Below are 26,985 nucleotides of genomic sequence, written 5' to 3'. Positions count from 1 at the left end.
AATTTTTATTTACTTAATAATTTTACTCTGTCGAAAATTGATTTTCCAAAAGTTTTTCTTTAAAATCTGACTTAAAAGTATAAGCAAAAGTTACCATTAAAGCACGCGTGTCTGATTTTGAAGTTCTGTTATTGCTAAATAATAAAGTATTGTTTTTATAACCGCTTTCTAGCGTATTAAACATATCTGTAACCACTAATCCTAAACGAGCATTTCCTTTGCCAATCTTTTGCTGAAAACCCATATCAACATTGTAGATTGGAATTCTTTTTCCTTGCGGAGTCGCTAATGCCGAATTGTAATTGCCAATAATTTGTAGTTTTCCGCCTTTCCAGGTAACGAAATTATTGATGATTTTTCCGTACCAGCTAAAAGCGTTATTTACAACATCTTGTGCCAGATTTGAAGCATCAATATTCTGCTGAAAAGCGGTTACACTAATATTGGCGTCATAAAAACCAACAGGTTTAAGGCTAAAAATGGTTTCTAAACCATAAGTAATTGTGCTTCCAATGTTTCTGGGTTGTAATAAAATAACGCCATTGTCTTGTAATTCTGCATATTGCTTAATGGTATTGGTTGCATTTCGATAAAAAGCATTGCTTGAAAACGAATATTTCGACCATTCTTTATTATAACTTATTTCTGCAATATGTATGATTTCAGGTTTTAGATATGGATTTCCGCCATGAGGATTCAATGCATCTGTAATATCTACAAACGGATTCAAATCATCTAAATCTGGTCGGTTAATACGTTTGCTATACCCAATTTTTACAAAATCATTAGATTGTAAATTCAGTTGTAAAGATGCCGAAGGAAAAAGTTTTAGATAATCATTATTAAAGCGATCACTGTTATTTAGCGTTGCTCCGGTATTCGAAACATTTTCTGCACGCAAGCCCAGATTATATTTCCATTTTGGATTGTCGGCATTTCCAATAAAAGAATTCAACAATCCGTAAACAGCATTTATTTGTTCGTTAAATTTAAAGGAATTGCTAGCAAGAGGATTTATTAAATATTCACCATTTGTGAAATCGGCGCTTTGAAAATCAGAATTAAAAAACCGGAATGTTCCTTTATAACCCGTTTCTACAATCGATTTTTCTGAAACAGGAAATGCATAATTTACAATAGCATTAGATATATTTTCGTGCTCATAATTGTGTGTTCTTTGTAAAAAAGCATCATCAATCTGAGCATTATACTGGTCATAATTAAAAGTGTCAATATTAGTGTTTTCTTTATGTTTATTGAAAGAAGAGGTTATGCTCGCGTTCAGGTTTTTGCGATCATCACTAAATTTTCGATCATAACTAAAAGCCAGTTCGCCAACTTTTGAACGTTCTAATTCTAATGAATGTCTCACATTACTCGAAAAAAACTGATTGGTATTTGTGTTAACCTGAGTATGCAAAGTCTCATCATTGTCCTGACTTTCTAAGTTTCCCAGAGCTTCAAACGAAAAACTGTTTTGATCGTTTGGAGAGAAATCTATATTCAGTTTTAAATTCTGTAAACCTTCTGTTCGTTCGTCATTTCTGTTTTGATTGATAAAATGTTCATCATCAATAAAATTATTGGTTCTTTCGCCTTTTATCTTTTTTGTTCTTCCCGCAAAACGATTGTCGTAACCTAAACCAAAATTCCATTTTCCGGTTTTTTGATTTAAAAGTACAGAACTGTTTAATCTTCCTTTTGCGCCAAATCCGCTGCCCAGAACTACAGCGCCATTTATACCACTTTGATTGTTTTTCTTCAGCTTAATATTAATAATTCCGCTTTCTGCATTTGCATCATATTTTGCTGTAGGATTGCTAATAACTTCGATACTTTCAATACTGCTTGCTGCGATTTGATCCATATTGGTAATAGCAGAATTTTTTCCGTTGATCAAAATCATAGGCGATTTTCCTCTCAGCGTAATTCCTCCATCAGCATCAACAGCAACTGTTGGAATGCTTTTTAGCATATCTGTCGCTGTTCCTCCGGATTGTGAAATATTTGAGACGGCATTAAAAATAAAACCTTCGTCTGTTTTCTGAATTTGTTTTTTGGCAGAATTAACCACAACAGCGTTCAGTAAATTGGTATCATTTTGTAAAATTACAGTTCCAATAAATAGGGGAGAACCGGTAAGTTTTACTTTTTGAGAAACAGTTTTAAATCCAATTAATTTAAATGACAATTCATAATCACCAGAAATTATATGCTGTAAATCAAAACTTCCGGAAGCATCCGTAACAGCATAGCCTACAACTTTTGTAGAGTCGTTTGCATTTTTTAAAATAACATCTACAAATTCCACAGGAAGTTTTCCGTCAGAAACGGTTCCTTTTACAGAAGAGTTTTGCCCAAATGCAAATTGACTTAATAAAAATAAGATACTTAAAAGCGATAGGTTTTGACTCCATTTTTTCATGAGACAAAGATATTTATCCCAGTAAATACAGCTTCTTAAAGTGCCTTAAGATATCATTAAATTAGTCTTAGAGTGCTTTAAAGAAACATGGAAGCAGTTAAATAAAAGGGTGTTTTTCCTTTTAATAAACAGGAAATAGCCTGATATAATTTTGCAGCGTGTTGTATAGTTTTGTCTTATTAAAATGCGAAAGCCGAAAAGCAAACGAGTAGGCAATATTTTTAAAATTTAATATTATGGCAACCTTTTTTTATGCAGTATTGGGTATTTGCGGAACATTGTATCCGGGTTGGTGGAAACGTTTTTTAAAATTTCCTCCACCGCCGCCAGATCCGGAACCTTGGTGGTATATTGGCGCAATTGCTATAGGTGCAATTGCAGGATTAGCAGGAGGTATATTATTTCAGGGAAAAATTGAACACGATCAGCTTTTTGCAGGTCAAACAGCAATTGCTTCCGGATTAGTTGCTTTTGCATCTGCAAGTTTAGTGACTGGTATAGCAACTTCCTTAAAACGTTAAAAAAAAATGCCTCGACACTATTCTTGTCGAGGCATTTTTATAATAAAAATATATTTTTTAGATTTTCTCAATCCATTTTCTGGCGTTAACAAAAGCTTCATGCCAAGGCGAAACTTCGTCGTTTCTGTCTTTTGGATAATGAGCCCAGTTCCATTGGAAAGTGGAACGCTCAATATGAGGCATCATAACCAAATGTCTTCCGGTTTTATCACACATCATTGCAGTGTTGTAATCAGAACCGTTAGGATTTGCAGGATAACCTTCGTAAGCATATTTCGAAACAATGTTGTAGTTTTCTTCAGCAAGAGGTAAATTGAATTTTCCTTCTCCGTGAGAAACCCAAACACCTAAAGTACTTCCGGCCAAAGTCGATAACATAACCGAGTTATTTTCCTGAACTTTTACAGAAGTAAAGATACTTTCGTGTTTGTTACTTTCGTTATGCAACATTTTTCCATGAACTTCATGCTCTGGATTAATAACTTCCAATTCCATAAACAATTGACATCCGTTACAGATTCCAACAGATAAAGTATCTTCTCTTTTAAAGAATTTATCTAAAGCTGTTTTTGCTTTTTCGTTGTATAAAAATGCTCCGGCCCAACCTTTAGCAGAACCTAAAACATCTGAGTTAGAGAATCCTCCAACTGCACCAATAAACTGAATATCTTCAAGCGTTTCACGACCAGAAATTAAATCGGTCATGTGAACGTCTTTTACATCAAATCCTGCCAAGTACATCGCATTTGCCATTTCACGCTCAGAATTACTTCCTTTTTCACGGATAATAGCCGCTTTTGGTCTCTCGACTTCGCTCGAGATGACAGGCTTTTTACCTGTGAAATGTGCTGGGAAAGTATATTGTAAAACTTGATTTTTATAGTTTTCGAAACGTGCCTGAGCTCTTCCGTTTTTAGATTGTTTTTGGTCTAATAAATAAGAAGTTTCAAACCAAATATCTCTGTAAGCTTTTATGTCTAAAGTCCAAAGTCCAAGGTCTAAAGTCTCAGTAGTTGTCGCTTTTCCTAATTTGAAGAATTCGATATTGTTAGCATTCAATTTTGCTTCAACAGTTGCGTCAGATTTTGCCTGGAAAACGATTCCGATGTTTTCAGCGAAAAGGATTTTCAATAAGTCTTTTTCCGCGAAAGCGCTGAAATCAATTTTTGCTCCAAGATTTACATCAGCAAAACACAATTCTAATAAAGTAGTAATTAAACCACCGCTTCCGATATCATGTCCGGCTAAAATTTGGCTTTCGCCGATTAATTCCTGGATTGTATTAAATGCATTTTTAAAGAAAGAAGCGTCTTTAATTGTAGACGTTTCGTTTCCGATTGTGTTTCTAATTTGTGCAAAAGAGGAACCTCCTAATTTGAAATCATCCTGAGACAAATTGATATAATAAATAGAATCTCCGTTTTTCTGTAAAACCGGTTCAACTACTTTTCTAATATCAGTACAGTTTCCTCCAGCTGAAATAATAACCGTTCCCGGCGCGATTACTTCGTCGTTTGGATATTTTTGTTTCATCGAAAGTGAATCTTTTCCTGTCGGAATATTGATTCCCAATTCGATTGCAAAGTCTGAACAACCTTCAACGGCAGCGTATAAACGAGCGTCTTCACCTTCGTTTTTACAAGCCCACATCCAGTTTGCAGATAATGAAATACCTTTTAAACCATCTTTAATTGGTGCCCAAACAATGTTTGATAACGATTCGGCAATAGCATTTCTACTTCCTGCAACCGGATCAATCAAAGCAGCGATAGGAGCGTGCCCAATAGAGGTCGCGATTCCTTCTTTTCCTAAATAATCCAGAGCCATAACTCCAACATTATTCAAAGGCAATTGAAGCGGTCCTGCATTTTGTTGTTTAGCTACTTTTCCACCAACACAACGGTCCACTTTATTAGTTAACCAGTCTTTTGAGGCAACAGCTTCAAGACGTAAAACATCTTGTAAATATTTTTCGAAGTCTGCCTTGTCATAAGAAACATCAGCATATTTTCTATCGATAGTTTTGTCGTTCATAACCGTTTTAGGAGAACTTCCGAAGAAATCTTCTAAAGCGTAATCCATCGGTTTTGAACCATTTGATTTTGATTCGAAAGTAAAACGGTGATCTCCCGTTACGTCTCCAACCTGATACATTGGTGAACGCTCTCTGTCAGCGATTCTTTGTAACGTATCAATATCTTTTTGACCAATAACCAATCCCATTCTTTCCTGAGATTCGTTACCAATAATTTCTTTTGCGGAAAGTGTAGGATCTCCAACCGGTAATTTGTCTAAATCGATTAAACCTCCAGTTTCTTCCACCAATTCTGAAAGACAGTTTAAGTGTCCTCCAGCTCCATGATCGTGAATCGAAACAATTGGGTTGTGATCGCTTTCTACCAAACCACGAATGGCATTAGCAGCACGTTTTTGCATTTCAGGATTTGAACGTTGGATAGCATTTAATTCAATTCCTGAACCAAAAGCTCCAGTATCTGCAGACGAAACCGCAGCTCCACCCATACCAATTCTATAATTTTCTCCACCAAGAATTACGATTTTATCGCCTTCTTGTGGTTTCTTTTTAATTGCCTGATCTAATTTTCCGTAACCAATTCCGCCCGCTTGCATGATTACTTTATCGTAACCAATTTTACGGTCGTTTTCTGAATGTTCGAAAGTTAAAACCGAACCTGTAATTAAGGGTTGCCCGAATTTATTTCCAAAATCAGAAGCTCCGTTTGAAGCTTTGATCAAAATATCCATTGGAGTTTGGTACAGCCATTTTCTTTCTGCAACAGCATTTTCCCATTTTCTTTCGTCGTTTAAACGAGAATATGAAGTCATGTAAACCGCAGTTCCCGCTAATGGCAATGAACCTTGTCCTCCGGCTAAACGATCACGAATTTCTCCTCCTGAACCTGTTGCAGCTCCATTGAAAGGCTCTACAGTTGTTGGGAAATTGTGTGTTTCTGCTTTTAAAGATAAAACCGAATCAAATTCTTTTATCTCGTAATAATCTGGTTTGTCAGCTGTTTTTGGTGCAAACTGCTGCACTTTTGGTCCTTTTACAAAAGCAACGTTGTCTTTGTAAGCAGACACTATATCGTTAGGATTTTCCTGTGATGTTTTTTTGATTAATTTAAAAAGAGAAGTCTCTTTTTCTTCACCGTCAATTACAAAAGTTCCGTTGAAAATTTTGTGACGACAGTGTTCTGAATTCGCTTGAGAGAAAGCAAAAATCTCAGAATCTGTTAACTTTCTGCCTAGTTTTACAGCAAGATTGTCTAAATAATCTACTTCTTCCTGGCTTAAAGCCAAACCTTCAACTTTATTATAAGTCGCAATATCATCGATTTCCAAAATTGGTTCTGGTTGAACATTAATCGTGAAAATCTCCTGATCTAATTGATTGAATTTTTGTGAAAGCATTGGATCAAAATCCGTGAAATCTTCCGTTGCAGGATGAAATTCCTCAATTCTGATAATGCCCGGAATACCCATATTCTGAGTAATTTCTACAGCATTTGTACTCCAAGGTGTGATCATTGTGGCACGTGGACCAACAAAAAAATCCGACAGTGCGGATTTCTCGATCTTATTAGAGTTGGCAAAAAGCCAGTTTAGTTTTGAAATGTCTTGAGCCGAAATTTCGTTTTGCGTTTGTACGGCAAAAACAGTTTTGCTTTGGTTTTCAAAGAAATGGATCATTGTGATGTGTAGTTTGTTGTATTGAAGTGCAAATTTAGTGTAAATAAATAGTAAGCGCAAATTTGAAAACAAAGTCTTTTGAAAAAATATACAGATGCTTTTTTGAACCACATATGCATAGAGACTCACTGCATTGCGTCTATCTCATACAAGTTTTTTTAATCTCACAAAGTCGCAAAGACCTAATTTTTAGTCAAAGGAATAATTAATCATATAGTTTGTCATTTAGACGCAGGAGAAATCTCCACGAGAAGCTCGACAAAGATTGGACTCTTGCTGCGGAGTTACTTGCGAAGATTTCTCCTGCGTCGAAATGACATAAAATGAGAATAGATTTGCGACTTTTCGAGCAAAATCCACAAAATCCACAAAATCCACAAAAACTTAAATAAACTTAGATCACTTATAATTAATCATATAGTTTGTCATTTCGACGCAGGAGAAATCTCCACGAGAAGCTCGACAAAGATAGACTCTTGTTGCGGAGTTACTTGCGAAGATTTCTCCTTCGTCGAAATGACATAAAATGAGAATAGAGTTGCGACTTTGCGAGCAAAATCCACAAAATCCACAAAAACTTAAATAAACTTATATCACTTATGTGGTAAAACAAAAAAAAGCGGCAATATTGCCGCTTTTCAATTTAGTAAGCACTCGTTATTAATTAGTTGATGATGATCTTTTTTGCAAAAGTGTCAGAATCCTGATTAATACGAACAATGTAAATGCCTTTTGGCAAATTGTTTATCGTAGATAATGAATCAGTAATGTTTGATTTCTCAAATACTTTTTGACCTAATATAGAAATTATCTCGATAGAATATGGTGAACCACTATTGTCAAAGTAAACGGTAAAGTTACCATGAGATGGATTTGGATATAAAATAAGTCCTCTCAATGTAGTTGTAGTTTCTTCTTCGATAGAAGCAACTGCTAAAGTTTTAGAACCTAAGTTTGAGCACGTATCTGTTGCGTAAGAATCCCATTGTGAACTAAGATTAAATGTTGTACTTGGAGCGGTTACGGTTGATTTTCTTCTTAAAGTTACATCAGCAGCAAAGTTTGCTGTTCCGCCATTAAAAGTTCCGATGATGTCTATTAAAACGCCATTTTTGAATAAACCAACAGCATCATTACCGTTAAAAGTCAACTCAGTTGCCGTTGTCGAAATATTAGCTGAACTCGTAGCAAAACAAGTTGATGACATTGAGCTGTTTACGATTGTAAATTTATATCCTGCAGCTAATGTTCCGCTTAATGTTAAACCGGTGCTCCATGCTCCGGCGCCATTTGTTTGTTTCTTAATAGTATAAGCTGATAAACTCACAGAACTTGCAGTATTATTGGTAATTTCCAACGCTTTATTATTTCCTGAACCTTCTATGTATTCAGAGAATAGTATGTCGCTTGCTGTTCCGCCAGTTCCTCCGGTTGCATTTGTTGTAACGGAAATTACGTTGCTTGAGCCGGAAGTATTTCCTGCAGCATCTTTTGCAGTAACATAAATACTGTAAGCTGTTGAAGCAGTCAATCCTGTAATGGTGTAATTTAAACTGCTAACAGTGGTTTTTAGAACATTATTAGCATAAACATTATAACCGGTAACGGCTACATTATCTGTAGAACCATTCCAGGAAATCGTGATAGATGTGGCTGTTTTTGCTGTCGAAGCAACACTTGTAGGAGCAGTTGGCGCCTGTGTATCTCCGGAAGGAGCTGTACCACCCCAAATTTGATTTACATATTCAGGATGATCGATATATGGGTTTCTATTGTTCTGGCGTGCATAAATGGCATTGTTTCTGGCGATTTCTCTCGCACTTACCGGATCTTGCGCATTCCAGGCTAAGAGCATATTTAAGAAGGCAGTTGTAAAAGCTTTATTACTTGAGCCATCAAACATTGGGTAAGAATATCCGGCAATATTATTTTCATATCTGGTTGCGAAATAAAAATACATTCTGGCAATATCACCTTTAAAAGCATTTACAGGTTCAAAAACAGTTCCTGAATATCCAGATACAGAACTTGATCCTAATTTGCTTCCGTTTTGTGAAGTGTAAGTTGCTGAAGATACAGTTCCATGTGGATAATTAGAACGCATTCCGTTTACTTTTCCGTCAGTTGGAGTTATAAAATGTGCATCAGCAACCATTGGTGATTGCTCATTAAATACAGATTGCGGTATAATGTGTTCTCTATTATAACAATCGCCTTCTGCAGAGTAATTTCCGCATCTTTGTGTAGTTCCGGTGCTGTAATTGTAAGGATCTGTTCCTGATGGATTTTCAGAATACATGTCTAAAACAGTTCCGTCATTTTCGTAGAAATTATCTACGTCAGAAGTTTGATAAGTCGTATACAAACCCGCATAACCGTTGTTTGTATGGTCTTTTATAATATTGTATAACTGAGTTTTCAGAGTATAACCTGTTCCGGTTGCTGTGTTATAATAACCAGAAGGAATTTGGGCAAAACCAAACGTAACAAAAATCAATAAGAGCAAAGAGTAGTTTTTTTTCATAAAAATAGTTTAAGATTTGGGTTGTTAATAAATTGAAATATAGGTCTCTAATTATTAATTGTATCAAAAATACTACTTTTAGGAATATACTGTGTTAAGTGATCTTTAATTTTAGAAAAATTTTCTTACGGATGGATTTTTGAACCATATAAGTAATATAAGTTCATTTTAGAATGGGTGTAGAATACAGTCTCAAGAAGTTTGTCATTTCGACCGGAGGGAGAAACAACACGCGTAATTCGACAAAGATTGATGATTTTGGCAACGGAGTTTCTTACGAAGATTTCTCGTTCCTCCGGAACTTTTGTAAAAAGCCTTCGGCTCGATTTATATTGCAGGGATGGATTTTAATCCATCATTTTACAAAATTGTCTCATTTTATGTCACTTCGAGGAACGAGAAATGATATACTCGATAGATTAATAAAAACTTAAATTATCATATATCACTTATGTAGTGAAAACAAAATTACTTAGGAAATGCTGCACTTTGATAAGCACCTAAATCTGGAGGAGAAGTTCTGGTTGCTCCAATAATGTCTAACGGAATTATATAAGCAGGATTCCCTTTTGCGAAAGCTGCGGAAGTATTGTCAATATTGAATTTGTTTTTTGAAACATTAAAAAACTTAGGATTTTCATTTAATATGATTTGGTTGTAATGCGCCGCATCGGTTTTAAATTGATAATCAGGATTTGTAGTAGAACCGCTGAACTTTAATAAACAATTATTCAATTGATAAACAAAAGCAGCAGTTGTATTTTTACTCAAATTAAATTCGCTAGTGGCTGAACCATAAATAATACAATTATTAAAAGTTGCCTGAGTTAAAGGATTTGTCTCTGGTGTTGCGCCCGCTAAACTATTGCTTAAGTTTACGGCAAACTGCGTACTGCCTTGCCAGTTATTATTGAAAGTACAATGTGTGAAAACATAATTTCCGCCATAAACACAAGATAATCCAGCTAAACCGGCATTATTGATTACAATATTCTCTCCGTTAATATGTGCATTTTGAGCCAGGATTCCGTACTCGGCACAATTATAAATCTGTGTATTTTTTATTTGAATAAGAGTAGTATTATCCGGGTTTTTTATGTTTAAACCTGTAATAGCATTTTTTAGCGTAAGATGATTTATAGAATGGTTTTTACTTCCGTTTGCAAAAATAACCGAGTTCCATTGTCCGGGAATATCATCATAAAGAGATTCTAAACGGTCGCCTTCAAAAATAACTTCATTTTCGAGTTTATCTGTTGAAGATGCAGAACCGTTAATTTGTAATGATGCCTGATTGTCTACATAAAGTCCTGAATTAGCATGGAAAAATACGCGTGATCCGGCTTCAAAACTAACAGTCTTACCTTCAGGAACGCCTGCAAAACCATAAATTACATACGGTTTCTGTTTGGTAAACAGCAATTCGTTTCCGTTTACAGCGTCACTTTCATTTAGATAAAAACCGTCAACATCTTTTCCGTCAATTTTGATTTTTTCTTTAGTTCCGTCAGGATTTTGTTTCGGATAAAGAAAAACAGCATCCTGAACTAAAGTGACCAGCGCCACTTCTTGAAGATTTGCACCGCTATCGAACTGAATTTGATCTGTATATAAAAAATCAGTAGGATTTGCATCTGTAATATCTGCCGTAGTTTCTATAAAAATATACAAACTGTCTTTAGATAAAAGTGTCACATCTTTAAAGATTTTACCGTTTGTGCCGCTCATTCCGTCAACGGTCATTCTGTATTTTGAATTCAGTCCATTTTTAAGTTGAATAACAGGAATCGAAATATCATCTTTACTTTTATTATATACTTTAAGCTGATACGTACTTGAACCAATATTTTTAAAAACAGTATCCAGATAAACGGTGTCTTTAGAAAATTTTAAATTTCCGGAACTGGCAACAGTATCAAAATCAGTTCTGCAAGAGCTGAAAGTTATAAGTAATCCAAAAATAAAAAGTATAAAGTATTGACGCATTTGATAGGTTTGTTTTTTGCCAGAGATTAAAAAGATTTTAATGATTTCCTGCTCAAGGCAAAAAAATAATATCTATGATAATCTGTGAAATCTGTGGAGAAAAAAATAAATTTTCTTCCGCAGACTCATATTGATTGTTTTTGTAAAAATAACAAAAAACTTACACGCTTGCAGATGATTTTTAATTTAGAATTGGATTTTCTAATTTGTATCTCTTCTTTTCTTTAATTTTACGATTTTAAAGCCTAATTTAAATGAATTATACAAAAGAGCAAATTTTAGCGCGTTGTAATGAGTTTTCTAAAAACACGCTAATGGAAACGCTAAAAATAGAATATATAGATGCTGGCGAAGATTTTTTGACAGCAAAAATGCCTGTAAATTCGTCCGTTCACCAACCAATGGGACTTTTGCACGGAGGTGCATCTGTAGCTTTGGCTGAAAGTGTAGGAAGTGCGGCATCATTTTTTTTCATCGATCCAAAAGAACAGGAAGTACGCGGAATTGAAATTTCGGCGAATCACTTAAAAAGTATTCGTGAAGGCTGGGTTTTCGGGACGGCAAGAATCATCCATAAAGGCAGAAGTATTCATCTTTGGGAAATTAAAATTACAGATGAAGCCGGAAACCTGATTTCGCTTTGCAAACTGACAAATATGGTTTTAGAAAGAAAGAAAACAGAATAACATGAATGACTTTTTTTCTAAAATAAAAAAACATTACGAAAATCAATTGCCTTTTGTAATGTATTCTAAACCCAATTCCAGAAATGTTTTTGGGCTTTTGCAGCAAAATAATACGTTGCATAAAATCTTTAATTATAAAGAGAAAGGTTTTGTTTTTGCTTCTTTTGATGAAAAACAACTGATTTTGATTCCGGAAAATGAATCTGAAATTATAACGGCTCAACAAGAAGAAACTTTTTTTGATAACATCGAAGTCGAAGAATTAAATTTTGATTTAGATGCAAAAGCACAATATGAAGATTTAGTTTCGAAAGGAATTAGCGCCATCAAAAACGAAGAATTTAAGAAGGTTGTTTTGTCAAGAAGCGAAAAAGTGGATTTGGCTGAATTTGATTTCATAACGACTTTTCAGAATTTGATCGAATTGTATCCAACAACTTTTTCGTATTGTTTTTTTCATCCTGAAATTGGTTTTTGGATGGGGGCAACGCCGGAACAATTGCTAAAAGCAAACGGAAATGTTTTTGAAACTACAGCTTTGGCGGGAACTCAAAAAGCCAATTTAGAAGCTGAGATTTCCTGGCAGCAAAAAGAAAAAGACGAACAGCAATATGTAACTGATTTTATTGTAAAAAGATTGCGTGAAGTAGCTTCTTCAGTAGATGTTACGGAACCTTATAGTGTAAAAGCAGGTTCGATCTGGCATATTAAAACTGATATTTCGGGAGTTTTAAATGATAATTCTACCTTGGAAGAAGTTATTGATACTTTGCATCCAACTCCTGCGGTTTGTGGTTTGCCAAAGAAAAAAGCAAAAGCCTTTATCATAGAAAACGAAAACTATGAGAGGACTTTTTATACGGGTTTTCTGGGTGAATTAAACAGCAGTTTTGCCAACAATGAGATTAGTTCTGATTTATTTGTAAATTTACGTAGCATGCAAATTCAGCAAAACACAGCCATTTTATATATGGGCTGCGGAATCACAAAAGAAAGTATTCCTGAAAAAGAATGGGAGGAAAGCGTGAATAAATCAATGACGATGAAAAGGGTTTTAAAAAAATAGTTTAAAGTTTAAAGTTTCATGTTTCAAGTCGCTAAGAGAACGTGAAACGTAAAACTTGAAACAAAAAAACAAAAAACAAAAAGAATGAAATTAGACATATTAGCCTTTGGGGCACATCCGGATGATGTAGAATTGGGTTGTGCGGGAACGATTTTAAAAGAAATATCTCTGGGTAAGAAAGTAGGTATTGTAGATTTAACGCGTGGCGAATTAGGAACTCGCGGTACAGCAGAAACCAGAGATCAGGAAGCGAAAGATGCAGCAGCGATTTTAGGGGTTTCGGTTCGTGAAAATTTAGAGATGCGTGATGGCTTTTTTACCAATGATGAAAAACATCAGTTAGAAGTCATTAAAATGATCCGTAAATACAAACCTGAGATTGTATTGTGTAATGCAATTGACGATCGCCATATCGATCATGGTAAAGGAAGTAAATTAGTATCTGATGCTAGCTTTTTATCCGGCTTGATGAAAATCGAAACTGTTGTTGACGGAGTAAATCAGGAAGCATGGAGACCAAAAGTAGTGTATCATTATATACAGTGGAAAAACATACAACCGGACTTTGTAGTTGATATTACGGGTTTCGAAAATAAAAAAGTCGAAGCGATTATGGCTTATAAAACGCAGTTTTATGATCCAAATTCAACAGAACCTGTAACGCCAATTACGAGTAAAAACTTTTTTGAAAGCCTAAATTATCGTGCGCAGGATTTAGGAAGGCTGGTTGGTAAAGATTTTGCGGAAGGTTTTACTGTCGAAAGATGTTTGGCAGTCAATAGCTTAGAAGATTTGATGTGATTTTGATATAAAATTTTCATTTTTTTCTTTGGAGAAGCGAACCTTTGTTGTATATTTGCAACCGCAAAGAAAAATGGTGGTTGTAGCTCAGCTGGTTAGAGTATTGGTTTGTGGTGCCGAGGGTCGCCGGTTCGAACCCGGTCAGCCACCCAGGAATTCAAAGCCTTGAAGAAATTCAAGGCTTTTTTTGTGCGTTTATTTTTTTGAACGTTTTTGTCATCTAAAATGAACTTAAATCACTTATTTAATTTAAAAATAAATCAAAAAAAGATAAATGTTTAAATATTGATTTATTGACTGTTACGCTTTAGTTTGTGAAATGTATTATTTTATAAAACTATTTTCTTGCCTGATATCTCCGGTTTTTGAAGTCTTTTTTTTGCATAAATAAACCTTTGTTGTATATTTGCACTCGCTAAGCAAAAATGGTGGTTGTAGCTCAGCTGGTTAGAGTAGCGGTTTGTGGTGCCGCGGGTCGCCGGTTCGAACCCGGTCAGCCACCCAGAAATTTAAAGCCTTGAATTTATTCAAGGCTTTTTTTGTGCGTTTAATTTTTAGCATTTTTTTGTCATCCTGAGGAACGAAGGATCACACTCGAAACTCCGCACAGAATGTTGCTAATCTTTTTCACTAATCTTTGTCGAGTTCCCAGTAGAGACGCACAGCAGTGCGTCTAACTCAATTCGAAGACGCACTGCTGTGCGTCTCTACATTAAAACCGGATATTTTTATTGAAATTAACCTACATAATTAGATCTAAAAAACACAAAAAAAGCATGACCTTTAAGTCATGCTTTTCTTCTTATATATTTTGGGTTATAAATTATCGTATTTCAGCGAAAGTATCTCCCTGTTTGATATCTCCGGATTTAAAACCTTTTTTAAACCAATACATCCTTTGCTCTGATGTTCCGTGAGTAAAAGAGTCCGGAACAACTTGTCCTGACATTTTACTTTGTATGGCATCATCACCAACTGCATTGGCAGCGCTTAAGGCTTCTTCGATATCTCCTGTATCAAGATTGTCCTGATTATAATGCGTCCATACTCCGGCATAAAAATCAGCTTGTAATTCTAATGCTACTGAAAGTTTATTGGCTTCGGTTTCGCTTTTTCCTTCTTGTTCCTGACGCATTTTTGCTGAGGTCCCTAATAAAGTCTGTACGTGATGCCCAATTTCATGCGCGATAACATACGCAATTGCGAAATCGCCACCCTTTGCACCAAATTTATTTTTTAGTTCCTCAAAGAAGCCTAAATCCATATATACTTTTTGATCGCCCGGACAGTAAAAAGGTCCCGATGCAGAAGATGCACCGCCACAAGCAGTATTTACAGAGCCTCTAAAAAGCACTAATTTTGGATTTTTATACGTCATGCCGTGTTCCGTGAATATCTTGCTCCAGATGTCTTCATTATCTGCTAAAATAACTCTGACAAAGTTCCCCATTTCTTCATCTTCCTTGCTTAACGGTGCTGCAGCTTCGGTTTGTGTTTGTTGTCCGCCTTGCATTTGCTCTAATACATTCCCTACAGTTTGGCCGGTTTCACCTCCAAATACGTTCAGCAGCAAAATAATTATACCAATAACTCCGCCTCCAAGAGCTACTTTTCCGCCAGAAACACCTCTTCTGTCTTCTACATTATCACTTTGTCTTCTGCCTAGCCACTTCATATTATATTGTATTTTAGATTATTGAGTTTTATATTGTACGAATTTATATATTTTTTACTAAAAACACATTATAGATATAACTTAGTTTTTACTATTTTAACCATTTTACAAGGGCTTCTTCTACAGTACCTTTTATGATTGGTTTAGAGATATAATCATCCATTCCTGCTGATATACATTTGTTTCTTTCGTCTTTTTCGGCTCCGGCAGTTACGGCAATTATGGGGATATCTTTGCCTGTAATCGTATTTCTAATTGCTTTTGTGGTTTCATAACCGTTCATAATTGGCATTTGGATATCCATAAATACAAGATCCGGATTGATATTTTCAAATTGATTCACGGCTTCATAACCATTCTCGCATTCGTAGATATAAGCGGTACTATACAAGTTTTTAATAATTGTTTTGAGCAATAACATATTGACTTTATTATCTTCTACAATCAAAAATGTAATGTTTTTATGGTTTGCCCCAATAGTGTTTGAACTCAATTCAAGATTGATCTTTTTAAGTTCGGCATTGTACTTTTCATTAATACTCTGATTACTTGTTTTTAAATTTAAATCAAAATAAAAATTACTGCCTATATCAATCTTGCTTTCCAGTTGCAGCCTGCTTTCCATTAAGGCTAATAACTGATTGGAAATTGTTAATCCTAAACCGGTTCCTCCAAATTTACGGGTTGTAGAACTGTCTTCTTGTGAGAAAGCTTTAAAAATTTTCTTCTGGTTTTTCTCGAGAATTCCAATTCCGGTATCTACAACAGAGAATCTGATGGTACAATTGTTATTTTTATTTTTTTCTAAAACAGAAACATTCAGTTTTATAGAACCTTCATTGGTGAATTTTACTGCGTTTGAAAGTAAATTGATCAAAATTTGCTTGATCCTCACAATATCAGTCCAGATATATTTAGGAACATCAGGATCTACATTTAATTCCAGCTTAAGATTTTTTTGGTTCGATTCATAAACGATCAAATCAAAAACCTGACCCAGCACTTTTTTAATATCATATAAATCGATAAAAAGTTCCAGTTTTCCGGCTTCAATTTTAGAAAAATCAAGAATATCATTTATAATCTCTAAGAGCGAATGTGCAGATTGATTGATGGTAGTCATGTATTTTTCCTGAATTTCTTCGAGTTCAGTTTTCATCAATAAATGCGTAAAACCTATAATTCCGTTCAACGGTGTTCTGATTTCGTGCGACATATTGGCAAGAAAATCAGATTTGGATTTATTCGCTGCTTCTGCCAGTTGTTTCGCTTTTATGGCGTCTTCGGTTTCTTTTTTATTCGTGATATCAAAGTAAATTCCGCCCACAAATTCAATTTCATCTCCTTTTTTAATAACATCCCCAAATTCTTCTACCCAAATATATTCACCGCTCTTTCGACGAATTCGATAAACATTATGCAACGGCATTCCGCTTTGCAAATTATCAATCTGATTACTGATTACTTCATCTTTATCATCCGGATGAATAAGGGATAAAAAGGATAAATTATTCTCAATAAATTCAGATTTCGAATATCCTGTTAGATTCAGAATCTCATCATTAAGGAATATTTTGGTCGAAAAAGCATCAAATTTAGACAGATAAACAGTTCCGGGAATATTATTAGCGATTAACTTGAATTTTTGCTCACTTTCGACAATTCGCGTTTCATTTCTATTTCTTTCTAAGGCTGATGAAATATTGTTGGCAAGAACCTGAAAGATATAAATTTCTTCTTCAGACCATTTTCTTTCTTTTGTACAATCATCAAAGCCTATAAAACCGGTAAAAATATCGTTGATATATAGTGGCAAAATCAAAATCGACTGAATTTCGTTTTCGATTAATAACTGTTTAAAAAATGTCTCATCAAGTTTACGCGTGTGCGTGTTTAAAATCTTTTTGTTTTGCGCAGCTTCGTAGATTTCCAGAAGATTATCTTTCGTGAGTTGTCGCAATTCGGTTATTTGGTGTTCAATTCCTTTTCTGGACCATTTGTATTTCTGGCTTACCGTATCTGTTGTAAAGTCTCTTTCATAATAATACATATGATCTACTTTTGCAGCTTTACCAATTAAATCATAGGTTTCCTGAAACATTTCATGAGTGGTTTTGCTCAATAAAAATTTCTCGGTACATAAAGAAAGCGCAGAAAGTAACTGACTTTTGAACTCTAATCTTCGCTCAGCTTCAAGACGCATTTGCGACGAAATGGCTAAGGAAATTACATCAGAGATTGTTCTGGCATAATTAATATCCTCATTATCCCAATCTCTTTTTTCATCTGTACTTTCAAAACAAACCACACCAGCCAATTGTCCGTTTAAAAAAATTGGGACATCCAGCATTGACTTAATTTGATTTTTAGTGAAATAAAGTCTCTGAAATTCTGATGTTTCTAATTTGTTAAAAACATCCGGGGCATTAATGATTGCCTTGCTTTTTAAGGTTTCAAAATAAATAGGATAAGATTCTTTGTCCAGGATATTTTTATCAGTTAAGTTTTGATTGTCAACACTAAATAAATTTTTACAGGTAATTAAATCATTATGATATTTCCAGAAACTTACGCGGTTCGTTTTGCTTACTGTTGCGGCTTCTTTAATAATATAATCGATAACAGAGTCCAAATTGTCATATTGGCTAAAATCTGAGGTTGATAATTTTTTTGTGGAACTGTTATAAGCCTCGATTTTTTTAAGACGCTTTTTTTTCTCGTTTTCAATGTTTTTAATATCTGTAATATCGCGCGCAATTCCTGCAAAACCAATGGTTTGTTCTAAATCATTTTTACGGACAATTATTTTCTGTGAAATCCATAATGCTTTTCCGCTTTTCTTTAAAATAGGAATTTCAATAATTGGGAAATTATTCTCATTGATTTCCAGATTTTCGTAAAAGTCAACTGCATTTCTCTGGTAGTTTTCATGAATGAAATTAGAGTAATGTTGTCCGATAATTTCGTTTTCAGAATATCCTAAAACCGAAAATCCAAAGTCATTTACAAAAGTGAAATAACCATCTGTGTCAATTTCAAAAATAATATCTGTAGCAGTCTGAATTAGATTTTTGTATTGGTCCCTAACATTTATTTGCTCCGTAACATCCTGACCAATACTGATAATTAAATCTTCAGAGAATTTTTTATCTTTCCATTGGATGTATTTATACTCGCCATTTTTGCTTTTTAATTTCCGGATATAAAGTTTGTTCTCTTCGTGGTTCAGATTTTTTATATCGCCAATAAAGTCAGTTTCTTTTGTTAGCTTCCAGAATTTCAATCCCATTACTTCATCTGGCAAATAGCCTAAAATTGAGGTTATGGTTTCGCTGCAAAACAAGACTTCATTTTTTTTATTGGTAGCAATTGTCAATGAGTTTCCTTTATGGACTATCTCATTTGTAAACCTGAAATTATCTCTGTTGTTTAATAAGACAGCATATTTTACCTGATTGATTATAAAAACAATTATACAGTAATTGATAAGTAAAATAGATGATTTTATAGGGATAAGATGGAAAATAACATTTATAATCAGGTAGATAAATACAATCCCGACAAAAGCCCAATATACTTTTATGGGTTTTAAAATACTGTACGAAAAGTAAAATGAGATTAAAAAGGCAACGATAGGAACGACATCATTTTCGAGATAAATAATATTGTAGCCTACATAAACAAGAAAGCTTAAAAATAAGGTAATAAAAATTTGTTGGACTTTATTGCGTAGAAATTTGACTCTGTCAGTGATGAGGTAAATTAAAAGAACCACCGATCCTATAGTAACATTTAAAATTAGCAAACTGCGAGGCCTGATTTTAAATATTTCATTGATAATTTCGATAACAATAATGGCAATACCAAAAAACAGAAGATAAAGCTGATATTCTCTGTTGGCAGTTTCAGTTTCTAATTTCTTCTCGATAAAATAACCAATCCTGGCTTTTATCTTAAAAAATTGGTAAACCAGAATCCCCAGAAATCCAAATAGTGATAATCCTAAAATAATAAGTTTAGGATTGTTGTAAAAAATAATATCTGAAGTGAAAACATACCAGTTTGCAATAATTGATTTTAGGCCATTGCCAATAGCGGCAATTCCTGAAATCAACGAATTGAATAAACTATAGTTTTCTACCATAGAATTCGGGGGTATGTTTGGTTAGTTAATGGCTTTTTAAAAAATTCTAAAAATAGAGTAGGTTAAGCTCTGTTTTTGTTTAGAATTCTTTGTTTTATTCTAAATCCGATTGCCCAATGGAATCAATTGGATCTTCTTTATCATTTTTAAAAATTGAAAAATATATAGTATATGTAATCGAATAACTAAGCGGAACAGTAAAAAGGATTCCTATAAAAAGTGCCAGAAAACCTACGAATAATGCAACTACAATAGTTATCATTAAACTTAAGAGAACAAAAGGCTGTTTTGAAATAAGAATGAAACTTGATTTTATTGCACTAACGGCATTTAGGTTTCCAAATATTATAAGCGGAACCATTAGAAACGTAAAATAAGAGATCAATAATGAGATTATAATACCTAAACTATTTAGCTTTTGTGTTTCAAGATAGGTTGTTATTATCCCTCCTAATAATGAAATAAGCAAAGTGCCGATAAAAAGTTGAAAAAAATGACGAGTTTTATAATACGTAAAAATTGTAGAAACTTTAAATTCCTGATCTTTATCTGCGCATTCCGCCATTTTTAAAAATCCGGCAGCAAATGGGCTTAATATGGCAGAAAAAAATGCTGTTCCCAACAAATAATAAACAAGGTTGATTTGTGATAAATGTTGTGTTTGTATGTTGAAAAATTCGGGATTGCTTAATTTATCGATTCCATAAATTGCAGCTAAAATACTATAAGCGATTACACCAAACAATATCGAAAATACAAGAAGTATTAATCCGGCATAAAGTGCTATTTTTTTATAGTTTTCAAAAGCATTGTTAAAGACAGTTGAAAAATCTAAGGTATAGCCATGATTTTTAATGTCTTTGATTTGATCAATTGTGGATTTCATTTTTTGTAAAAGTAGAATTGTTTTATATTCTGGGATTTAAGATAAATAATGCGACGTAAATATAATATTTTTAATCAAATTCATATGAAAATCTCAAAAAACATTACGAAATTGTTTTTTGCGGTTACATCCATTCCAATATTCTTTTTATAGTCGCCAATTTATCTTTGTAAGGTGCGTATCTCATAGGTAAATCAAGCCAGTTTGCTTTTTTTACGACTGCTTTATGATGTGAAAAAATATCAAAACTCAACTGACCATGATAAGCGCCAATTCCGCTATGTCCAACACCGCCAAAAGGCAGCCTTTTATTAGAGAAATGAACGACTGTGTCGTTGATGCAACCGCCTCCAAATGAGTAGGTTTTGATTAATTTTCTGGCAAACGATTTATTTTCGCTAAAAATATAAAATGCAAGAGGTTTCTCATAGCGTCTGATTACGTTTTCTATGTCGGCTTCTGTTTCATAAGTCAGAATTGGTAAAATAGGTCCAAAAATTTCTTCTTTCATTACCGGACTGTCCAATTCAGGTTCTTCGATTAATGTTGGAGATATGTAAAGTTTATTGGCATCTGTTTCTGCGCCAAAAATTACTTTTTCGGCTTCGATCATGTTAGCAAGTCTTAACCAGTTTTTAGTATTGATGATACGGGCAAAATCCGGAGATTTTTCTAATTTCTTGCCATAAGATTTTATGATTTCCTCGATTAAAAAAGAGATGAAATTAACTTTCATGTTTTTTTGAATCAAAATATAGTCAGGCGCAATACAAGTTTGTCCGGCATTTATAAATTTTCCCCATACAATGCGTTTTGCTGCCAGTTTTAGATTTGCAGTTTCATCAACAATGCAAGGGTTTTTTCCGCCTAATTCTAATGTTACGGGAGTTAGGTTTTCGGCTGCTGCTTTGGCGACGATTTTTCCAACAGAAACACTTCCTGTAAAGAAAATATAATCCCAACGTTGTGCCAGTAATTTATTAGAGACTTCAACACCGCCTTCAAAAACTTCGACATGACTAACGTGGAATGTTTTTTCGATAATTCTCGCGATAATCGCTGATGTATTGGGAGTAAGTTCAGAAGGTTTTAAAACAACTCTGTTTCCGGCCGCTACGGCTGAAATTAACGGACATAATGCCAATTGAAAAGGATAATTCCACGGTGCAATAACCAAGACGTTTCCGTATGGTTCTTTATAAATATAATCTGTAGAAGGAAAGTTGAGAAGTGATGGTAAAACTCGTTTCCGTTTTGCCCATTTACTGATGTTTTTTATCGTGTCTTTTAGTTCCGATATGACATAATTTGTCTCGGTTAAAACAGCTTCAAATTCTGGCTTTTTAAAATCATCGTATAAAGCTTTTACAATTAAGTCTTCGCTTTTTTGAATGTTATACAACAATTTTTTTAGCGTTTCTTTTCTGTATCCGATGTCGTTTTTATAGTCCATTTTTTGTGATTCGCTTGATTTTTCCTATGCAAGTTAATCGATAAAATTTAAAAATTTATGAATTGTATCATAAAATCAAAGTGCGTTCCAAATTGTTTCATCCGGAGTTGGTGCAACAATGGTAATGTTTTCTTTAGAAACTGGGTGAACAAAAACCAGTTTTCTCGCATGTAAATGAATTCCTCCATCAGGATTACTGCGATCAAAACCATATTTTAAATCCCCTTTTATAGGAGATCCAATGGCAGATAATTGTGCCCTGATTTGATGATGACGACCTGTATGTAAGTTGATTTCCAGCGCCACATAATTTTGAAGTTCTTTAAAAACCGTATAATCTAAACTGGCTAGTTTACTGTCTGGAACTTCTTTTAAATGTGCTTTAGAAGTATTGTTTTTCTCGTTTCTTTTAAGATAATGAACCAATTTTGCCTTTGTTTCCTGAGGTTTATTCTTAACAATTGCCCAATAGGTTTTTTGCGTGTCACGATTGCTGAACATTTCGTTCATTCGTGTCAAAGCTTTGCTCGTTCTGGCAAAAACTACAATTCCGGTTGTAGGACGATCTAATCGATGAATTACTCCCAGAAACACGTCACCGGGTTTATTGTATTTGTCTTTTATGTATTCTTTTATAACATCAGATAATGGTTTATCACCCGTTTTATCACCTTGCACAATATCGCCCACACGCTTATTAACCACAATAATATGGTTGTCTTCGTGTAGAATTTGGAGGTTGTTTTTATTGGAAAGTACTTTCATTTTTGACTGGCTTAGATTTTTAGACTGACTTAGACTTAGATTTTTTAGATTTACTTTTTTATAATATTAAAGTCGCTCTAAATCTAGATGTCATTTTTGTAATTTCTTCTAACATATGGATTAATTCACTAGTCTTTTCTTCATTAATGAATCCCAAATCAGATGAGATTAAAAGTTGCGTTTCTACTTCGTAAGCAGAACCAATTGCAATTTCTAAAAATCTCGCAAAATCTTTATTGGATTTTCTTGACGAACCTTCTGCTATGTTTGAAGGAATAGAAACAGAAGCTCTTCGTAATTGATTCGTTATTCCAAATTTTTCTTCACTTGGAAAACTGGCAGTCACATTATAAATTTTAGAACAAAATAATCTGCTTTTTTTCCAAATTAAAAGCTCTTTAAACTGATGCATATTTTAAGATTTTAGATCAGGCTTTCTTAGATATTACATGCATTAAACTTCTTAGATTTATGTTTTAAATAATTTAAAAAGTAAATCTAAGAAGTCTAAGTCAGTCTAAAAATCTAAGTCAGTCTAAAATTTAGTATTGTTCCCCAGCATTAGGAAAATCACTTGACTTAACATCAGCAGCATATTGACCAATTGCTTTTGTCATTTCTTCGTAAAGGTTTAAATAACGACGTAAGAAACGCGGACTAAATTCATTGTTCATTCCTAACATATCATGAATTACTAAAACTTGTCCGTCAACACCACCACCGGCACCAATACCAATAACCGGAATTGAAATACTTTTAGCAACTTGCTCTGCTAAATGTGCTGGGATTTTTTCCAGAACAATTCCAAAACAACCTATTTTTTCTAATAATTTAGCATCTTCGATTAGTTTTTCGGCTTCCTGATCTTCTTTGGCACGAACGCTGTAAGTTCCAAATTTATAGATCGATTGCGGTGTTAAACCCAAATGTCCCATAACCGGGATTCCTGCGTTTAATATTTTTTTGATTGATTCTTTAATTTCTTTTCCTCCTTCAAGTTTTACAGCGTGACCGCCGCTTTCTTTCATGATTCGAATAGCAGAACGCAATGCTTCTTTAGGATCAGACTGGTAACTTCCAAAAGGTAAATCTACCACTACTAAAGCTCTTTCTACAGCACGAACTACAGATGAAGCATGATATATCATTTGATCTAAAGTAATAGGCAATGTCGTTTCGTGACCCGCCATAACATTTGATGCTGAATCGCCCACTAAAATCACATCGACTCCTGCGGTATCAACAATTTTAGCCATTGTAAAATCGTAAGCTGTTAGCATAGAGATTTTTTCTCCATTGCTTTTCATTTCGATTAATGACTTTGTTGTGATTCTTTTATAATCTTTTTTTGCTACTGACATTTTGTTTTTTTTTGAAGATGTAAAAGTATTGAATAATTATAGATTGAAATCAGCAATAGAAGAATATTTCGATGGTAAATAACTTTCCGTCTTTAAATTCTAGTCTAAATTCGCTGTCTTCTATTTGTATAGAGTAAGAATGCGGGGCTTTTATGGAAGCGCCAATATAAGTACCGTATTTTTCGATAAATGCTTTCTCAGATACTGTATGGTCTAATATTGCATTTGGGTTTAAAACCAGTTTATTGTTTTCGTTGATAAAAACTTTAGTGATTTCTGCCTGATTTTTTTGCTCGTCTACAGAAGCTTCCAAGTCTGGATAATAGTAAAAAAGATCACTTAAATAAACACCACATTCATCACTTACGTTTGCTTTTTTAGAAGGTTTACCAAATGTTTTTACGAGATCTTTTTGAGTTAAATTCCAGGATTTGGTTTTTACTCCTTTCAAAACGAATTCAGATTTTTTAACAAAAGCAAGAATCTCTTCTGGCTTTTTACGTTTGCTTTGCCCTTTGGCTATAGCCATATTGAGCTCTGTATCTGCAAGAAGTTTAGGATCGTTTAATTGCTTTACAACTTCATAATATCTTTGATATGCAGGAGCTAATGCTGTGTTGTCACTATTCCAGGCAAGTTCTACAAGTCGTTCACCAATAGTTTTGCGTTCTGTAATATTCGTTACATCGAGTTTATCAAAGTCTTTTATTAAAGTATTGAAGTCAGGTCTGTTTCCAACAAATTTTCTTAGGGTAAATTTTGCATTTTCTTCGCTAAAATTCCCGCCTATATTTACCCATTCGTCTTGGTTTTTAGGAAGGTAATTAATAGGAACGGGATCACCGGTGTATAAAATTTCTCTAATTTTTGAATTTTTATCCGGTTGTGCACGCGCTTTTAAACCTGCAACTAATACAAAAAGATGATTGCTGCCATAGTAATTATCGCTGCCTTCTATAAGCGGATTTTCGTTGTCTCTAACCTTAATATCTTTGGCGTTTAAACGTGTTGCAACGTATTTTTCAGGAATATAACCTTCAGAAAAATTATCAGCTTTTACTTTGTACCAGCCATTTTTACTTTCGGATAATAATTGCACTTCGGCACCATATTTAAAATAGCCCAAAAAATCAGCAGATGTATTGGCAGAAGTATATAATCGAGTATCTGAATTAAGAAAATAACGTTCTTGGGAATGCAATAAAACAGAGCAAAATAAGATTGCTAAAAGAAAGTGGTATTTTTTCATGAAGTTGATTTTATAAGTTTGCCACGAATTTCACCAATTTTCACTAATTACTAATTGAATTCTATATTTTACGAATATAAAAATTCGCGTAAATTGGTGAAATTCGTGGCAAACTTTTTTTGCTTTTAACAATCCGCCATGTTTACGGCAATTGCCAATCCGCCTTCAGAGGTTTCTTTGTATTTAGAATTCATGTCTTTTGCGGTTTGCCACATGGTATTGATCACTTTATCCAATGGAACTTTTGCATTTTTAGAATCAGTTTCAAGCGCTAATTCGGCAGCATTTATGGCTTTTATCGCGCCCATTGTATTTCTTTCGATACACGGAATCTGAACCAAACCACCAATTGGGTCGCAGGTTAAACCAAGATGATGTTCCATTGCGATTTCGGCAGCCATTAAAACCTGAGCAGGAGATCCGCCCATTAATTCGCAAAGTGCCGCCGCAGCCATCGATGATGAAACGCCAATTTCTGCCTGACAACCGCCCATTGCAGCCGAAATTGTAGAACCTTTTTTAAAGATGCTTCCAATTTCTCCGGCAACCATCAAAAATTGTTTGATTTCTTTTTCGCCTGCATTATGGTTTTCAATCACCAGATAATACATTAAAACAGCCGGAATTACACCAGCGCTTCCGTTTGTTGGTGCCGTAACTACACGGCCTAAAGAAGCATTTACCTCATTCACGGCAAGTGCAAAACAACTTACCCATTTCAGGATCTGGCGAAATTTTACTTCGGTTTTTCTAATTTCTTCCAGCCAGGTTTGCGGGTTCGAATAATTCGATAAACCTATTAAGTTTTGGTGCATATCAAAAGCTCTTCGGCGAACGTTTAGTCCGCCCGGAAGAATGCCTCCGGTATGACAACCAATATACATACATTCTAACATCGTGTTCCAGATACGCATTAATTCAGAGTGAATTTCAGCTTCGGGACGCATCGATTTTTCGTTTTCATACACAATCTCAGATATTGATTTATTTTCTGAAACGGTATAATTTAAAAGCTCAACAGCATTTTGAATCGGGAAGGGGAAAGCACATTTTATAACCTCTTTGATCTTGGCATTCGTACGTTCTTCTTTAACGACAAAACCTCCTCCAATAGAATAAAAAGTAGATTTATACTCAGAATCATCTTCTTTATAAGCCGTGAATTTTAATCCGTTGGCATGAAAAGGAAGAAATTCTTTGTTGAAAACAATATCCTGAAGAAAATAAAACGGAATTTTATATTCATTCGCTAAAGTAATCTCGTTCGTGTCTTCGATAGTTTTAATGATTCCTGCAATATTATCAATAGGAATATATTCCGGATCTTGTCCGCTTAAACCCAGCATTACAGATAAATCTGTGGCGTGACCTTTTCCGGTTAAAGAAAGAGATCCGTATAAATCGACTTTTACACGTTTAATCTGGTCTAAAATTGATTCGTCTTTTAACTCTTCTAAAAAACGTTCTGCGGCTCTCCAAGGCCCTAAAGTATGAGAACTCGAGGGGCCAACGCCAATTTTAAGCATATCAAAAACAGAGATACATTCTTCCATTGTGCAATATTTATTAAGACAAAGATAATTGAATAATGCAATGAACATTTATTTTAGTTTATTAATGTTGCAGTTTTGTTAAAAAATATATTAAAAATTAATAATTTGGCAACGAAACAATTTTTATTACTTAATATGCGGTTTTCGTGAAAAGTTGGCAGTTTTTTTAGGTATTTTTG

General features: G+C 34.2%; 17 protein-coding genes and 2 tRNA genes. 6 read left to right on the top strand and 13 right to left on the bottom strand.

The features are described from left to right. Positions 1–22: 22 nt before the first annotated feature. Positions 23–2,425: a TonB-dependent receptor domain-containing protein gene (locus ASF10_RS14295; protein WP_056250352.1), complete on the bottom strand. Its 2,403-nt coding sequence runs from the start codon at positions 2,423–2,425 to the stop codon at positions 23–25. Between the two features lie 236 nt (positions 2,426–2,661). On the opposite strand from ASF10_RS14295, the gene ASF10_RS14290 reads away from it, so the two are divergent. Further along, the gene (locus ASF10_RS14290; protein WP_056250351.1) at positions 2,662–2,946 is read left to right on the top strand and encodes a hypothetical protein; all 285 of its coding nucleotides are present in this window, start codon (positions 2,662–2,664) and stop codon (positions 2,944–2,946) included. Between the two features lie 57 nt (positions 2,947–3,003). Here ASF10_RS14290 and purL read toward each other — a convergent pair whose 3' ends face one another. The 3 genes from purL to ASF10_RS14275 all read right to left on the bottom strand — a co-directional run bounded on the left by purL (position 3,004) and on the right by ASF10_RS14275 (position 11,167). Next, positions 3,004–6,657 carry a phosphoribosylformylglycinamidine synthase gene (gene purL, locus ASF10_RS14285; protein WP_056250349.1) on the bottom strand — a complete coding sequence of 1,218 codons (3,654 nt, stop codon included), beginning with the start codon at positions 6,655–6,657 and terminating at the stop codon, positions 3,004–3,006. A gap of 664 nt (positions 6,658–7,321) precedes the next feature. Next, entirely contained in the window at positions 7,322–9,181 is a 1,860-nt protein-coding gene (locus ASF10_RS14280; protein ID WP_056250346.1) for an endonuclease, read from the bottom strand. A 468-nt stretch (positions 9,182–9,649) separates the two neighbouring features. Continuing rightward, positions 9,650–11,167 (bottom strand): right-handed parallel beta-helix repeat-containing protein, encoded by a 1,518-nt coding sequence (locus ASF10_RS14275; protein WP_056250344.1) that lies wholly within the window; start codon positions 11,165–11,167, stop codon positions 9,650–9,652. A gap of 254 nt (positions 11,168–11,421) precedes the next feature. Here ASF10_RS14275 and ASF10_RS14270 point away from each other — a divergent pair, with 254 nt between their 5' ends. The 5 genes from ASF10_RS14270 (at position 11,422) to ASF10_RS14250 (ending at position 14,222) form a co-directional block, all read left to right on the top strand. Continuing rightward, positions 11,422–11,853, top strand: a complete 432-nt coding sequence (locus ASF10_RS14270; RefSeq protein ID WP_056250342.1) for a PaaI family thioesterase — start codon at positions 11,422–11,424, stop codon at positions 11,851–11,853. A gap of 1 nt (position 11,854) precedes the next feature. After that, the gene (locus ASF10_RS14265; RefSeq protein WP_056250340.1) at positions 11,855–12,919 is read left to right on the top strand and encodes a chorismate-binding protein; all 1,065 of its coding nucleotides are present in this window, start codon (positions 11,855–11,857) and stop codon (positions 12,917–12,919) included. An 84-nt stretch (positions 12,920–13,003) separates the two neighbouring features. Further along, positions 13,004–13,720, top strand: a complete 717-nt coding sequence (gene bshB1 / locus ASF10_RS14260) for a bacillithiol biosynthesis deacetylase BshB1 (RefSeq protein ID WP_056250338.1) — start codon at positions 13,004–13,006, stop codon at positions 13,718–13,720. A gap of 76 nt (positions 13,721–13,796) precedes the next feature. Further along, positions 13,797–13,870, top strand: a tRNA-His gene (locus tag ASF10_RS14255). A 278-nt stretch (positions 13,871–14,148) separates the two neighbouring features. Beyond that, positions 14,149–14,222 (top strand) — tRNA-His (locus ASF10_RS14250). A 321-nt stretch (positions 14,223–14,543) separates the two neighbouring features. Here ASF10_RS14250 and ASF10_RS14245 read toward each other — a convergent pair. From ASF10_RS14245 to ASF10_RS14205, 9 genes are all read right to left on the bottom strand, one after another. Beyond that, positions 14,544–15,395 (bottom strand): neutral zinc metallopeptidase, encoded by an 852-nt coding sequence (locus tag ASF10_RS14245; RefSeq protein ID WP_056250335.1) that lies wholly within the window; start codon positions 15,393–15,395, stop codon positions 14,544–14,546. 91 nt (positions 15,396–15,486) lie between these two features. Continuing rightward, positions 15,487–19,539 carry a PAS domain S-box protein gene (locus ASF10_RS14240; RefSeq protein ID WP_056250332.1) on the bottom strand — a complete coding sequence of 1,351 codons (4,053 nt, stop codon included), beginning with the start codon at positions 19,537–19,539 and terminating at the stop codon, positions 15,487–15,489. A 94-nt stretch (positions 19,540–19,633) separates the two neighbouring features. Next, the gene (locus tag ASF10_RS14235; protein WP_056250330.1) at positions 19,634–20,425 is read right to left on the bottom strand and encodes a hypothetical protein; all 792 of its coding nucleotides are present in this window, start codon (positions 20,423–20,425) and stop codon (positions 19,634–19,636) included. Positions 20,426–20,549: 124 nt separating this feature from the next. Next, complete coding sequence (locus ASF10_RS14230; RefSeq protein WP_056250328.1) at positions 20,550–21,878, bottom strand: aldehyde dehydrogenase; 1,329 nt, start codon at positions 21,876–21,878, stop codon at positions 20,550–20,552. Positions 21,879–21,953: 75 nt separating this feature from the next. Then, positions 21,954–22,643 (bottom strand): RluA family pseudouridine synthase, encoded by a 690-nt coding sequence (locus ASF10_RS14225; RefSeq protein WP_056250326.1) that lies wholly within the window; start codon positions 22,641–22,643, stop codon positions 21,954–21,956. 58 nt (positions 22,644–22,701) lie between these two features. Beyond that, the gene (locus ASF10_RS14220; RefSeq protein WP_056250324.1) at positions 22,702–23,055 is read right to left on the bottom strand and encodes a four helix bundle protein; all 354 of its coding nucleotides are present in this window, start codon (positions 23,053–23,055) and stop codon (positions 22,702–22,704) included. 130 nt (positions 23,056–23,185) lie between these two features. Beyond that, complete coding sequence (panB, locus tag ASF10_RS14215) at positions 23,186–24,004, bottom strand: 3-methyl-2-oxobutanoate hydroxymethyltransferase (protein ID WP_056250322.1); 819 nt, start codon at positions 24,002–24,004, stop codon at positions 23,186–23,188. Positions 24,005–24,053: 49 nt separating this feature from the next. Next, a complete protein-coding gene (locus ASF10_RS14210) occupies positions 24,054–25,253 on the bottom strand; it encodes an SH3 domain-containing protein (RefSeq protein WP_056250319.1) in 1,200 nt (399 codons plus the stop codon). Positions 25,254–25,378: 125 nt separating this feature from the next. Further along, a complete protein-coding gene (locus tag ASF10_RS14205; protein WP_056250317.1) occupies positions 25,379–26,806 on the bottom strand; it encodes an L-serine ammonia-lyase in 1,428 nt (475 codons plus the stop codon). Between the last annotated feature and the right edge of the window lie 179 nt (positions 26,807–26,985).

This window comes from Flavobacterium sp. Leaf82 (assembly GCF_001422725.1).
Taxonomy (GTDB): domain Bacteria; phylum Bacteroidota; class Bacteroidia; order Flavobacteriales; family Flavobacteriaceae; genus Flavobacterium.
This window is presented reverse-complemented; position numbering and strand designations above follow the sequence as displayed.